Source organism: Protofrankia sp. Cas3 (genome assembly GCF_963555955.1).
Lineage (GTDB): Bacteria > Actinomycetota > Actinomycetes > Frankiales > Frankiaceae > Protofrankia.
Genome location: NZ_CAUVXP010000017.1, coordinates 1 through 14,502 on the forward strand (window position 1 = coordinate 1; position 14,502 = coordinate 14,502).

The window sequence follows — 14,502 nt, forward strand, 5'->3', positions numbered from 1 at the left end:
TTCACACTTTGACCTTTCACACCATGACCCTTCACGCCCTGACGTGGTCGCCCATGGGAATCTGACTTTCGCCTGAAGTGGCCGGGCCGCGGCATGGTCACCCACTGTCCGGGTATCAACGGTCCGGGTATCAACGGGCACGGTGGAGGCAGATCACCCGGTGCCGGCGAAAATCCGACAGGGGTGGGTGGAGACAGTGGCGGATGCGGCACCCCGGTCCGCATCGCCGCTGCACACCGGTGACCCACGCAGGCTCGGGCCCTACCACCTGCATGGCCGGCTCGGCGAGGGCGGGATGGGCACGGTGTACCTCGGACGACGCCCGGACGGCCCGTTGGTCGCCGTCAAGATGATCCGGCCCGACTTCGCCCGTGCACCGGAGTTCCGGGAGCGATTCCGGCGGGAGGCGGTGAGCGCCCGCCGGGTCGCGCGGTTCTGCACAGCCGCTGTCCTCGACGCCGACCCCGATGCCGACCAGCCCTACCTGGTCACTGAATACGTCGAAGGGCTGACGCTGTCCGTGACGGTCTCGGAGCAGGGCCCGCTACGCTCGACAGACCTCGAACTGCTCGCCGTGAATGTCGCGACCGCGCTGACCGCCATCCACAACGCTGGCGTGACTCATGGTGACCTCACGCCGTCCAATGTGCTTGTTTCCGCCATGGGGCCCAAGGTGATCGACTTTGGGATGGCGCGCACAACGGCGCTCACCACGATCAGCGGCGACAAGCAGCGGATCGGAACCCCTGGCTTCATGGCGCCAGAACAGATTGTCGGAGACGAGATCACAGCCGCGGTGGACGTCTTCGCCTGGGGCGGCGTCGTCCTCTATGCGGGCACCGGCCGCCTTCCGTTCGGGCAGGGGCCGACCGACGCGTTGCTGTACCGGGCCGTGCACACCCAGCCATGCCTCGATGGCCTGGATGACGAGCTGAGTCTGCTTGTCGACGAAGCCATGCGCAAGAACCCGGCCGAGCGGCCCAGCGCCCAGAACCTGCTCGTACGTCTCCTCGGTGATCCATCCATGGCCGAAACCGTCTTGACCGAACCGGCGTCCCCGCCGCACGCATCCCCGCCGCACGCGTCCCCAGCGGAACGGCGACCGCACCAGCCGGGCGTCACGCCGATTGCGTCGTTCCCCGCGCCAGCGGCCGCGAACCCACCGACGCCGTCCCGATCACAGGGCCAGGCCCGATCACAGAGCCAGGCCCGATCACAGGCGCCGGCGCGAATACCGGCGCCCAGCCCCGCGTCTGCGCCCCCGACACCGACGCCTCCGACACCGACAGCGGATGGGCGGCCTTCCCGGCCGTCGTTGCCCGCGCGGTGGTGGCGGCGGGCTGTTGGCATGCGGGCGATTCTCGCCGGATTGTTTGCGTTCGTCCTGGTAGCGGGAACCCTCGCCACGGTGCTGACATCGCGGTCCTCCCCCGACAGGTCCCAGGACGCTTCCCGCCGGCTCACCACAGCGGCGGACACACAGCGTGCGAAAGACCCGGCACTGGCCGCCCGGCTCAGCCTCGCCGCCTGGAAACTGTCCCCCGCGCCCGAGGCCCGGCTCGCAATGATCACATCTTTCGTCTGGCCGTCGGCCACCCCCGTTGCCATGCCCACGAAGTCCGTCGGGGCAGTCGCGCTCAGCTCGGACGGCCGGCTGCTCGCGGGGTCCGGTCCGGGTCCTGGCTCCGACGGTATTGTCGCCGTCTTCGATGCCACCAGTCACGCCCCGGTGATGCCTGCGGCTACGCTCAGCGAGCGAACAGGGCAGGCCAACAGCATGGCGATCAGCCCGGACGGACGTCTGCTGGCTACTGCCGGCCCGGACAGCACCGCTCGCCTCACCGATGTCTCCGACCCGTACCGGCCAGCTGCGCTGTCCACGCTGGCCGGCCATATCAGCCCGGTGAACGGCGTGGCGTTCAGTCCGGACGGCCGCACCGTCGCGACCGCGAGCGATGACCGCTCGGCGCGGCTGTGGGACGTCTCCGACCCGCGACACCCGATGTTCCTGACGAGCCTCTATGGCCATCTCGGCCCTGTACAGAGCGTCGCGTTCGCGCCGGACGGGCGCATCCTGGCCACCGCCTCGGTCGATGGCACGGCCCGGCTGTGGGACATCAGCGACCGTCAGGCTCCGCGTTCTCTTGCGACGATGACCGGCCACAACGGGGTCGTGGAGGGGATCGCTTTCAACCAGGACGGACATCTGCTCGCCACTGGCGGTGACGACCACACCGCACGGCTGTGGGATGTCTCCGACCCCACTCGCCCGGCCCCCGACGCGGTGCTGACCGATCACCTCGACTGGGTGACCGGTGTGGCGTTCGGTGGCGCCTGGCTCGCCACGGCGAGCCTGGACGCAACGGTCGGCCTGGTCGACGTGACCAGCCCCCGCGACCCCGTCCTTGCGCGCCTCACCGGCGCACCGGCTGGCGGCGTGCAGACGGTGGCGTTCGATGCCGGCGGCGAGACGTTGGCCACGGCCGGCAACGACGCGACGATCAGACTCCTGCGGCTCGACCCCACCAGACTCGCCGCTGCGGCATGCGCAGACCCGGGCAACCATCTGACCCCGCAGGAGTGGAGCCGATTCCTTCCCGACATGGCTTACCGACCGCCCTGCGGGTAGCTGTCCGAGAATGTCAACCTGGCCGCACCGGGCCGACATCCTTGGTGAGTTCGTCCACTTTCTCGACCGATTCCTTGATCTCCGCCTCGTCGCGAGGCACGGTGTGGGCCGCCACGGCGATCTCCGCTTCATTGGACACGTAGAACCTGACGAACGCTGCCACCGCGGGACGGCGCAATGCCGCCGACCGGACATAGATGTAGAGCGGCTTGCACAACGGCAGATACCGACCGGCGCGGGCGTTTTCCAGGGTCGGCTCAACGCATCCCGACCCATTGTTGATCTGGACTCCACTGACACGGTCGGTGTTTGCGGCCAGGGTCGGGAAATCCACATACCCCACCGCGCCCCTGGTCGACCCCACCGCCTGGGCAATGGCGTTGCCGTCGGAATAGCTGCGGAAGTCCGTCCGACCCTCCTCCCTGCCATTGTTGACTCCGGCATTGAAGAAGGCGTTCGGGATCGAGCCGGGGTTGAAACCCGCCGGTGTCAGAGGAACATCCGGGAAGGACGGGTCGACCTGCCGCCACGAACTGATCGTGGATTCCTTCCCCCAGACCGCGTGCAGTTGCGCGAGGGTGAGGCAGCGCGCCCAGGTGTTGCTCCTGTCCACCACGACCGGCAACGTCTCGTGCGCGACCTCGAAGGCACTGACCTGATCCTGCCCGCACGCGGCGGTGGGTTCCTTGGGGAATGACGCACCGCTGATGTCAAGCTGGCCTTGACACAACTTGGCGAAGCCGTCGTCGGTATTCACCGCACGGGTTGTCACCTGGACGTCGCGCTGCTGTCTGCGGAACAGCGCGTAAGCGGTCTCCGTGACCGGCGCCACCTCGATCGAGCCACCCACGGTGACGTCGTTCGGGCCCGGGTTGGGCACGTCCCCGACCGCAGGCGGCGGGAGGTTCTCGGCCTGTTCCTGCGCCCGGTAGACCCACGGCGAGGCGTAGTGGTACTCCTCGGCCCTGCCTCCGGAGCTCCCGCCACCGAACAGGATGACCGCGATGACAATCAGCGGAATCATCCAGATGATCATAGCCGCAAATGCCCACGGGTGCCTGCGCGCAGGACCGGTCAGCCGCCGAGACCGATGACCGGCAGGTGCTACGGGTTCGTGCGCGGACGCCTCGCCCTGCCCCGTGCCCGCCGCACCCGGACGCGACCGGTAGTGATCGGCCGGCGGCACACTCGTGGGCAGTGGCGGGGCGATGAGGCCCGTGGAAGGTACGCCGGTCCGCTCCTTGTCGGCTGCAGGCCCCTCGACAGGCCCCTCGCCGTCGACCGCGTCAGGGGAGGCCAGATCGGGCGATGCCTCGTGCGCCGCGATCAGGGCTGCGATCAGAGCTGCGCCGAGCGCGATCTCCCCGGCCGGACGCACATCGAGCATCACGTCCGCGCCCAGCTCGGCCACCAGCAGATCGTGGACGAGTGGGGTGTGCACCAACCCGCCGCACAGCAGGACCGCGCCGAGGTCGGCGGGGTCTACCGGCACGGACAGGAGCGTGCGGCGCAGCGCGGCCACAGTCTCGGTGAGAGCCGGCCGGGCGAGCGCGTCGAACTCTTCCCGGGTTATCCGAACCGTGGTGACAACCGAGGGCAGGACAACACCGATCTCGGCCTCGGTGTCATCGGACAACGTCTCCCGAGCCTCGGTACATTCGGCACGTAGCCGGGCGAATCCGGACAAAAGAGCAGGGTCGATCGGCGGCACCGTGCGCGGCATCGTGGTGATCTCCGGCGGAGCCGTCCACGGGAGCCCCGCCACCCTGTCGCCCAGGACGTTCATCACGTATCCGAGGACGGCCTCGTCCAGATCACGACCGCCCATGTGCTCCAGCCCGTCGGGGTGGCCGCGCAGGACCCACCGGCCGCCGTCCGGCCAGTCGCCCGAGCCCTCCTCCGAGCCTGCGTCCAGGCCCACGACGGCGGTGTCGAACGAGCCGGCGCCCAGGTCGTAGACGGCGACCGGATCCCCGGTCCGGGCCGACAGGTGCTGGCGGTAGGTAGCGGCCGCCACCGGCGCGGGACAGGTCGCGAAGGTGGGCGAACCATCGACGGAGATCTGGTGGAGCGCGCCCGACAACAAATCGATCTTGTAGGGCGACCAGCTCGCCGGATGGCTCACGGTGATGCTCGTCGGCGGGCCGCCGGTCTGGCTGACCACCTCTGCGACCACATGACTGAGCAACCGTGCGAGCAGGGACGCCACCGGCAGGGATGCGCCACCGATGAGCAGTGGCCTTGGATCACCCAGGCGACGAGGGAGGTCCGACGCCGCGCGCGCCGGGTCCGCCAGCGCCCGGCGACGGGCCGCGTGCCCGAACAGTGTCGACCCGTCCGCTCCCAGGTAGAGCACGGCCGGCAGCCGTGACCCGGCTCCGCCGAACGAAACGACTCTGACACGGCCGCCATCAGCGAGAGCGGCCGTCACCCATGCCGACCCCACATCGATGGCAAGTTGGTACTCCACGTCCGTGCCGCCTCCTCATCGGGCTGGTACAGAGATCGGGCTGGTACAGAGATCGGGCTGTCCGGAATCCACCTCCGACATCAATCATCATTTCCGGCAGCCCGTAGCCACCCCGGGCCACTCGGTGGGATGCCCATAACGGCGCTGCGCCGAACGCCCGGGATGGGGTGAATAACCAATCACCGCGGTTTACGCAACGACATCATCAGCTTTTACACGCTATTATTTCCGTAATATACATACAAGACCAGAATATTTCAGAAGAATATTTTCCGGACTGGTCGGTGGAATCCTTCGACACAGTGCCGCCAGCGCCATACAGTGCCGCCAGCGCATATTTCAGGCAGCGCGGTTGCCCACCGGGCTTGTCGCGGGGACGGTTTATCCAGCAACCCGACGGCGTGACGGAGGTAGGCCCGGTGTCCGACCCGAAATCGGTTGAGGCGGTCGTAGCCGCCGCGGGAACCCCGTTGGGACGGTTCGACCCGACCAGGCTGGGCCCGTACACCGTGCTCCGCCGGCTCGGCGCGGGTGGCATGGGCGTCGTCTACCTGGCCCGGAGCGCGCCTGGGCGCCTGGTTGCGATCAAAGTGATCCGGTCCGACGTCGCGAGTAATCCGGCGTTTCGCGCCCGTTTCCGCCGAGAGGCCGCCACCGCCCGCCGGATCGCCCGTTTCTGTACCGCTGAGGTGCTCGACGCCGATCCGGACGCCGAGCAACCGTATCTGGTCACCGAATACGTCGACGGCCCGACGCTGGGCGCCGTGGTCGCCTCGGACGGACCCCTGCCATCGGCGAACCTGGAACGCCTCGCGGTCGGGGTGGCGGCCGCGCTGACCGCGATCCACCGGGCCGGGGTGGTGCATCAGGACCTGAAACCGACCAACGTACTGATGTCACAGTTCGGCCCACGAGTGATCGATTTCGGGATTGCCCGGTCGGTGGATGCTGCGACACGGGTGCGCCAGGACCTGCGCGGTCTGGGCACTCCGGCGTTCATGGCACCCGAGCAGGTCCGTGGTGGGGTGATATCGGCTGCGGCCGACATCTTCGCGTGGGGTGGGGTGGTGGCCTTCGCCGGTACCGGTCGCTGCGCGTTCGGCGAGGGTTCCACGGAGTCCGTGCTCTACCGGGTGACGCGGGAGGAACCGCGGCTGGAAGGGCTTGACCCGGCACTTCGGCCGCTTGTCGTGCGGGCACTGAGCAAGGAACCGGCGGACCGCCCGTCCGCTACCGAGCTGTTGTGGAGCATGATCGGCAGCCCTCCGGCCGAGCAACAGGCGGCCGTCACCGAAGTGATGCACGGCTGGGCACCCCTACGGACAGAGCCGACGACCCGGCCATCCAGTCGCACGTCCGGAAGGGTTGACGCCACCGGACGACGGATCGCGGCGCCGGGTCCGACTGCCCGCCCGATCGTCACCAAGCGGACAGGTGCGGTCGAACCTCCCAGCGGCGCTGTTGCCGACCCTGCCGGTACGAATAGCCCAACCGGTACGAACGGTCCGGCCGGTACGGGTGGCCCGGCAACACCCGCGCGGCCGGTCGTCTCGACGCCCGCTGCCGGCCCGCCCGCTGCCGGCCCGCCCGCCGAAGGCGTCCAGTCCAAACCGCTGGGACGACGGATCCGTCACCTGACCTTCAGCCTGCCGGCAGTCATCGCCGTTCTGGTGGTGCTGGCCACCGCGCTCGCCGGCTTCGTCGGCCTCTCGTTGACCGGCGCCGAGAAGACGGCCGCGAGCTTCACGCGAGAACCGGTCTTCGAACCCGGGCCGAACCCGTTCCTGCCCCCTGTCGGCACGGACACGGCGGACGTCCAACCACCGCCGACGGTCGGACATACCTACCCGGCGAACACCCCGGGGCTGTACGGCGGAACCCCCAGCCACCCCAGTTGCGACATCGGAAAGATGGCCGAGCTCCTTCGACGCAACCCTGATCGGGCGACTGCGTGGTCCGGCGTCCTCGGGGTCAGGCCCCAGGACGCGCCGAGTCATCTCAGGACACTGACGCCGGTAATCCTGCGCACTGACACGTACGTGACGAACCATCGCTATGCCGGCAATCGCGCGGTCGCCATCTCTTCGGTACTTCAGGCCGGTACAGCCGTGCTAGTGGACAGATACGGCAGACCGGCCACGAAATGCAACTGCGGAAACCCGCTGACCGCACCTTCCGCGCATTCGAATCCGACCTTTGCCGGTCCCGCGTGGCCCGCATTCTCGCCGACGATGGTCACGATCATCGAAGGATCGCCCGGCCCGGTGGTGTCGTTCACGCTCGTGGATCCGTCGACGAACCGCCCGTTCGTGCGTCCCGGGAGCACAGACGGCGGGAATGACCAGCCTTACACACCCCCACCATCCACCACGAACCCACCGTCATCGGGTGGTTCGCCGTCAACAGAACCGCCAAGCGGAACGCCATCCGGCGGGGGTTCTTCAGCTGGCACACCGTCAGCTGGCATGCCGTCAACGCAACCCTCACCAAGCGCCGCACCATCGGGCGGCACCTCCTCATCCAACCCACCCTCGACGCAACCGTCACCAAGCGGCACACCATCCGGTGGCGGTTCCTCGTACGGTGGCGGTTCCTCGTACGGCGGCACGCCGTCCGGTGGAGGTGCTTCGTAAAAGCGCCTCGGTGACGCCGTCCGGGCCAGCCGCTCAGGCCGCCAGCGGCACGCCCACCGGTCGTGTCAGGCGAGCAAGCGCCGGCCGGGTCTGGAGCAGCTGGGCCGCCTGCGCGAACGCCATCGGGTACACATCGTGTGCCCGGCGTTGGTCAAACAGGTCAAGCGGGTGCCGGACCAACCGACTGATCGCGCTGTCAGGCCGGATCAGGTGCACCGTGCCACCGGTTGCCTTCGTCCAACGACGCATCTCCCGAGTCAGCAGTTGCTCGATGATCCGCCCGCCGGCGCCGAGCACCGGACCGGCGACGGGCGCGATCACCAGGAGGTTGCGTGCGGCTGGCGCCTGGTCGACGGAGGCCTGTGAACGGACTGCGCCGTCCACGTACAGCCCATGGCCAACCGGGGAGGGTGGGAACAGACCGGGCAGGCTCGAGGAGGCTGCGACCAGGTCCGCCAGGGGGAAACGTCCCCCTGACAATATCTGCCGGCGAAGCGTGGGCACCCCGACCGCCGAGATCCGAACCCGTTCGTCGTGGGCCTCACCGAACACGCTACGAGCCGTCCGCCGGATCCATCCCGGAATCGGGTTCGGAACCCGGACCGGTGGCAGCTCGCACAGAACCTCACGTCCCACGCCGGTGGCCACACACGACGCGACCCATGCGCCGGATGACGTACCGAGCGCGTCCACCTCCTGCAGGGGCACGCCAGCGGCGATCAGGGCGTGGGCGATCCCGAGTCCATAGGCGATGCCGAACGGACCGCCCCCGCTGTACACGACGGTCAGCGGTGGGATGCCCGTGAAGCTCAACACCGAAGCCGTGATCTCCTGCGCCATGTCAACCGTCCTCACACGCCGAGTTCCTTCGGTCCGCCGGCCTGCCGGGCGCTCCGGAGTACCCTCGTCAACCAGGTACGCAGCGATCCCGCACCGGCAGGCTCGATATCTGGACCGTTCCATACAACGATGTTGGATTACGCAAGCGCCTCGGCCTAGATATCTCAGGGACACCCGCCACGCCCTGTAGGGGTAGGGAAACCACACCTTGGTGGCTCCTGATCCGTCCCGGAGACTCGCGACTGGTGACATCACCTCAGTGGTCGGCGTTGGGATGCAGGCAGACCATCCCGCCCAGCTTGCCGGGCGCTCTTATTCGGTTCGCTCTTTGGAAGCGTAGGGGCATTCGGCGGCGTCGGGTGTCGGCCAGCGGGTGTCGGGCGAAGGCGAAGATTTTGAGCCGGACCGCGTTCCCGGGTAGAAGTTGGGGCGTTGATCGGCTTCGTGATAGTAGCGGTGAAAGGTAGGGGTGATGCCGCCGGAAACCGGTGGAACGATCCAGCTCCAGTCGGCGGGTACAGTCCGCCCCTCTCGCTCCTCCCTGGCAATGTGGGTAAGGAAACGACGGGATTCAGTATGATGATTGCTGACCTTCACCCCGGCGACACCGAAGGAATGCAGGACAGCGACGTTGAGTTCGACCAACGCACGGTCACGCCACAGGGTTTCTTCGCTGCCGGTGTCGAGCCCGAGACGCTCGGCAACGACCGGCAGCAGATTGTATCGGCCGGTATCGACGAGATTGCGCGCGCCGATTTCTGTACCCATGTACCAGCCATTGAAAGGCGCAAGTGGGTAGTCGATACCACCGATGCGCAGACGCATGTTGGAGATGGCCGGTACGGCATGCCAGCGCAGTCCGAGTTCGGCGAACCAGGAGTATTCAGGATGGGCGAGCTCTACCTCGAGCACGAGGTCACGGGGCACGTCGAACAGTTGTGGCCTGCCGTCGGCGGTTTCGATGACAAGCGGCAGGACCTCAAAAGGACCGCCCGAGCCCTGCCAGCCGAGGCTGCACACGGTCTCGGTGAAGTCGACGTAACGGGGGTCACCGACGATGCCGCCGTCGCGTCGCCGATAACCGGCATAACGGATGATCTGCTCGTTCCATACCCGCGGTCCAGGACACATCAGGGTGTCAGGAGGGAAGATGGAGATCACCGGACGAATGCGGCCATCGTTGTTGGCCTGGCGCAAGTGCTCGCACAGGTGCCGGTGGATCTCCTCGGGTGTGCCGGCATCCCGCCTGTCCAGCACACGCAGGCTCTGCCAGTACAGACGCCCTATGCAGCGGCTGGAGTTGCGCCAGGCCACGCGAGCGCCGAAGACCAACTCGGCGCTGGTGTGAGAGTAGGTGCCCGTCTGTTCGATCTGGGCTCGGACCTGACGCCGACGTTCGTCCAACGGACACGGCTGGTCAGGGTGCTCGGTGTAAAGCAGAGCCAGGAACTCCTCGGCCTCCTTCACGTCGGCTACGGCGTCCTGCCCGAACGCGTGCCGCGGGCGGGACGATTCGGCTGTGGATGCCCTCGTATCAGGCGCTGGTACCGTCTCGCGGACGGTCGGGGTGTGCATGAAAAGGGTCGCGGAGTTCATTGGCATCCTGCCGGTGGTTGTGGCTCGGGAAGTGTCCCGCGTCTCTTTGGGCGGGCCTGGAAGGGCCGGCGGGGTCAGAGCCTGCGGGGTCAGGGCCGGCCCGACGGACACCTCAGGTGGGGCGGTCACCGGCACCAACGGTGCTGCTCGCGGGCGTGCGGTGCGGGCGTGTGATCGAGGTACCGAACACCTCGTCCCAGTACGGGGCGGAGATGCCGAATCCACGGGTGTCGTCGCGGAAGTGATGACGCATGTGCAGCTCGCGCAGTCGGCGCAACAGCCGGTTCTTCGGCCTGGCCTGGTGCAGGTAGAGATGGAACAGGTCGTAGGTGAGATAACCGAAGGCGTAGCCGGCCCCGACAGTCGGCGGCAGGCCACCCAGGCCCGAGGACAGGTAGAAGGCCCCTGCGACCATGGGGATGCTCAGGAGGGGACTGAGGATAGAGCAACGCACGTCCTGCGGGTACTCATGGTGCATGCCGTGCAGGAGCCCATGCAGACGGGCGCCGAATCCCTGCGCGGGCTCGTAGTGCAGCACGATGCGGTGGCCCCAGTACTCCGACAGCGTCCAGGCCACATAGCCAGCCGATGCCCAACCGGCCAACGCCCAGCCACCGGCCTGGCCCAGGGCGAACCAGACGCCGGCGACGATGGCAGGGGCGTACATCACCACGGTGGTGATGGGGTGGACGTGGGCGATGTGGTCCAGCAGCGGCGATGCGAATGCGGGCGGACTGTTACCACGCTGGATCGCGCCCTTGCTGCTCATCGTTGCGTTCACAGGTCGACCCCGTTCGTGATGGGCGCGGTGACGCGCTCCTCGTAGTCGCGACGGGCGTCGGCGTCGGTGGTGCGTAGCAACTGGTCGGCCTTGAGCAGCCGACCGATCGCGTCACGCCAGCTCTGCGGAAGCAGGAACAGCGAGCGAGTGACCGGATTGGTCCACCCGGGGACGAAGACGTGATAGCGGGGGCGGCGGGCAACACCTACTACGGACCGCGCAATGTCGTCGGGGGTCAGTAGCGGGACGAAGCGACCCTTGCCCACTCCGGTGGTGAGCTCGGTGCGGGCCGGGATCGGAAGGATAATCGACAGGTCCACGCCGGAGCCGTGCAGTTCGGCGCGGACGGCCTCGGACAGGCCGACCACGCCGTGCTTGGCCGCCGAGTACGTGGCGCAGCCGGGCAGGCCGACCAGACCGACGGCGGAGACCATGTTGATGATGTGGCCGCGGCCCCGGGCGCGCATCGGTCCTATGGCGGCCTTCATGCCGTTGAGGCTGCCCAGAAGGTTGACGCCGAGCTGGTGGCGAGTGGCTTCCTCGCCTTCGTGTTCGAAACGGCCAACCAACATCTCGCCGGCATTGTTGACGAGGATGTCGATCTCTGCATGCTCGGCCTCCACCACCTTCCAGAATTCGCGCACGCTGGCCGGATCCGTGACGTCCAGCGGGTGGGCCGTCGCGCCGATGCGGATGGCCGCAGCGCGGGCGTGGTCGAGGTTGCGGGCGCCGATGGCAACTGTGGCGCCGGCAGCGACGAAGGCCTCGGCGGTGGCCAGACCGATGCCGCGGCTGCCCCCGGTGATAGCGACGACCGTGCCATCAAGATTTTTAGACATGTTTTCTCCTAATATGGAATCTAATGTTCATCCGGATAAATCCTGATTGTCAGCGACTCTTTCGCAGTCGGCCGCTCCTCCTCGCGGCGCGGCGCAGCAGGCGCGTTTCGGTACGCCTGAGGATGTAGGCGCAGAGCACGACCGCCCCGGCCGCGACCACAAGTCCGAACATCAGGTTGCCGGCATAGGTTGCCGCGGCGTGATTCCAGCGTGAATCGCCGTCGACGACGTTCCGCGACACCACGTTGAGATCCGTGGTCGACGCCAGTGCCGCAAAACCCCAGCGTGCAGGGGCCAGCCAGCTCGCCTGTTCCAACCCGGGGCGGCCGACGACGGGCACCATGCCGCCACAGAGCACCAGCTGGGTCATGGTGATCAGCACGAGCAGCGGCATCGCCTTCTCCGCCTTGTCCACCAGCGCAGAGATCACCAGACCCAGCATTGCCGAACCGAGCGCAGCCACCGCGACCGCGAGTAGCACCTCCGGCCAGGGCGAATCGATGACGGCTCCATGCGCCGGAGCCCGGCCGAGCAGGGCGATCAACGTCAGGATCACCGACTGGACGCCGGTGATCAGCGCCAGGATGGCAATCTTCGAACTCAGGTAGGCCGTCGTCGACAGGCCGATCGTCTGTTCCCGACGGTAGATCGCCCGCTCCTTGACGATCTCGTGAACGGCGTTGGCCGCCCCCATCAGGCAGGCGCAGACGACGAGCACCAGCAACACCGTGGGTGCGTCCAGGTTCGACTGGCCGGGTACCACACCCAGATCGTGACGGGCGCGGACACCCCGCGGTACCAGACCGAGCAGGACCGGGAAGGCGATGATGAGTCGCAGGTAGGAGCGGTCGGATGTGGTCACCGACAGCGCGCGGCGAAACAGCGTTGACAGCTGCGCGAACACCGACTGCTGTCGCAGGCTCGCAAGTTCCGCGGGTGCTGGCCGGGCGGACGGTGCGGTCACGGAGGTGGCGACGTAGAGGTTGGATGCACGGAAGCGGGCCCCGGCATCCGCACCCGAGCTCGCCTCCAACTCGAGGAACACATCGGAGAAGTCGGGCTTGCCGAAGTACGGAAGGGCGCCGCGCGGCGGGCCGAAGTACGCGACATGCCCGCCAGGGGCAAGGACCATGACGTAGTCACACGAGTCGAGGTGGGCCACACTGTGCGTCACCACGGCCACGGTGCGCCCGCCGTCCGCGAGCGTACGCAGTGACATCATGACCGACTTGTCGAGTCCCGCGTCGAGACCGGACGTCGGCTCGTCCAAGTACAGCAGCGATGGCCTGGTCAGCAGCTCCATCGCCACGCTGGTCCGCTTGCGCTGGCCGCCCGACAACCGGCTGACCTGTGTGTTCGCATGCGCTGTCAGCCCAAGCTCGGCCAGCACCTCATCGATGCGCGTCCGCCGCTCATCGGCGCTGACGTCCGGCGGGAAGCGTAGTTCGGCCCCGTATTCCAGGGCCTTGCGCACGGTCAGGGCGGAATGCAGCAGATCTTCCTGGGGCACGTAGCCGATCCGGCGGCGCAGCTCGTCGTACTCGGCGTAGACGTCACGGCCGGCATAGCGGACACAACCGGTGTCCGCGGGACGAAACCCGGTGATGGCGCCCAACAGGGTCGACTTTCCCGCACCACTCGGGCCGATCACAGCAAGCAGGCTGCGCGCCGGCAACCGGAAACTGACATCATGCAGCAGCTGCTTGCCGCCGACCGACACCGACAGTCCCTGAGCCTCGAAGGTGGCATCCCCTTTGTCGACGGCCTCTACCAGCGTGTTGCCTCGCAGTTGGAACAGGTGGTGTCCGACCGCGACCACATCACTTTCTTTCAGGGATTCCTGAGTCACCCTCCGTCCATTGAGGAACGTGCCGTTGGCCGACCCGACATCGACGATCTCGATCCCGGCGTCGCCGACGTGCAGTTCAGCGTGGCGTCGGGAGACGAGCAGGTCGGCCACGGTGATGTCGTTGTCCGCGCTGCGTCCGATCGACGTTGTGCCGTAGAACAACTGGTGGACGTTGTGGCGCTCGTACTCGAGCTCGGCCCGGCCCGGTGCATTCTTCGCCTCGGCCGCCGACGGCGATTCGATCATGGCTTTTCGCAAGCCCGGAGTCCTCGCCCCGGGAATTCCGGACCCACCTGACGTTGCGGACCCACCGGGCCCGGGTACACGCTCGGGGCTGTCGTGCAGCAGCGTCGCCAGCTCGGCCGTGGGCATCCCCGCGGACGGGGCCTGGGCGTCGACCACCACCTCTGGGCCGGTGGGTGCGCCGAGCCGGAAGCTGGTTCGGCCACGGACCATCCTGGTAGCCACTTTTTCGCCGTTCGCCCAGGTCCCGTTCGAACTGACATCCCGCACCGACCATCCATTGCGGGCCGGCTCGATCACCAGGTGGCTTCGTGAAACCTGCACATCGGCCATGACGATGTCAGATTCCGGGCCACGTCCGACCACGCACGTCCGACCAGCCCGCACGCTGGTCTCGTTACTTTGGGTACTCACTCTCAGGGTGGCCGTCTCCCCGCTGTTTCTCGCCATTTGCTCCATTCCCTTCCTGTTTATCTGGACGCTCAATCCGATATCGAGGACGAGGTGGCTCCCGTCCATACCGGAACCGGCGGCCGCGAACCGGCGACCGCGAACCGGATTCCCTCAAGCCTGGGCCACGATCTCGACCCACGCCATACATCTCAGGTGTGCACCCCGCCCG

The 14,502-nt window shown here is 67.5% G+C and carries 8 protein-coding genes; 2 read left to right on the forward strand and 6 right to left on the reverse strand.

The window, feature by feature from the left end; genetic code table 11:
• Positions 1–187: 187 nt before the first annotated feature.
• Positions 188–2,629, forward strand: a complete 2,442-nt coding sequence (locus tag U9983_RS05385; protein ID WP_322752954.1) for a serine/threonine-protein kinase — start codon at positions 188–190, stop codon at positions 2,627–2,629.
• Between the two features lie 13 nt (positions 2,630–2,642).
• Here U9983_RS05385 and U9983_RS05390 read toward each other — a convergent pair whose 3' ends face one another.
• Complete coding sequence (locus U9983_RS05390) at positions 2,643–5,099, reverse strand: Hsp70 family protein (protein ID WP_322752955.1); 2,457 nt, start codon at positions 5,097–5,099, stop codon at positions 2,643–2,645.
• Between the two features lie 419 nt (positions 5,100–5,518).
• Between U9983_RS05390 and U9983_RS05395 the strand changes: the two genes are divergently transcribed.
• Positions 5,519–7,732, forward strand: coding sequence for a serine/threonine-protein kinase (locus U9983_RS05395; protein WP_322752956.1), 2,214 nt, complete (start codon positions 5,519–5,521; stop codon positions 7,730–7,732).
• A 33-nt stretch (positions 7,733–7,765) separates the two neighbouring features.
• Here U9983_RS05395 and U9983_RS05400 read toward each other — a convergent pair whose 3' ends face one another.
• The 5 genes from U9983_RS05400 to U9983_RS05420 all read right to left on the reverse strand — a co-directional run bounded on the left by U9983_RS05400 (position 7,766) and on the right by U9983_RS05420 (position 14,330).
• On the reverse strand, positions 7,766–8,587 hold the full coding sequence (locus tag U9983_RS05400; protein WP_322752957.1) for a patatin-like phospholipase family protein: 822 nt from the start codon (positions 8,585–8,587) through the stop codon (positions 7,766–7,768).
• Positions 8,588–8,884: 297 nt separating this feature from the next.
• Positions 8,885–10,147, reverse strand: a complete 1,263-nt coding sequence (locus tag U9983_RS05405) for a nitric oxide synthase oxygenase (RefSeq protein WP_416211283.1) — start codon at positions 10,145–10,147, stop codon at positions 8,885–8,887.
• A 133-nt stretch (positions 10,148–10,280) separates the two neighbouring features.
• On the reverse strand, positions 10,281–10,949 hold the full coding sequence (locus U9983_RS05410; RefSeq protein ID WP_322752959.1) for a sterol desaturase family protein: 669 nt from the start codon (positions 10,947–10,949) through the stop codon (positions 10,281–10,283).
• Positions 10,946–11,788 carry an SDR family oxidoreductase gene (locus tag U9983_RS05415; RefSeq protein ID WP_322752960.1) on the reverse strand — a complete coding sequence of 281 codons (843 nt, stop codon included), beginning with the start codon at positions 11,786–11,788 and terminating at the stop codon, positions 10,946–10,948. Before U9983_RS05415 ends, U9983_RS05410 begins: the two co-directional genes overlap by 4 nt.
• A gap of 49 nt (positions 11,789–11,837) precedes the next feature.
• The gene (locus tag U9983_RS05420) at positions 11,838–14,330 is read right to left on the reverse strand and encodes an ATP-binding cassette domain-containing protein (RefSeq protein ID WP_416211282.1); all 2,493 of its coding nucleotides are present in this window, start codon (positions 14,328–14,330) and stop codon (positions 11,838–11,840) included.
• Positions 14,331–14,502: the final 172 nt, after the last annotated feature.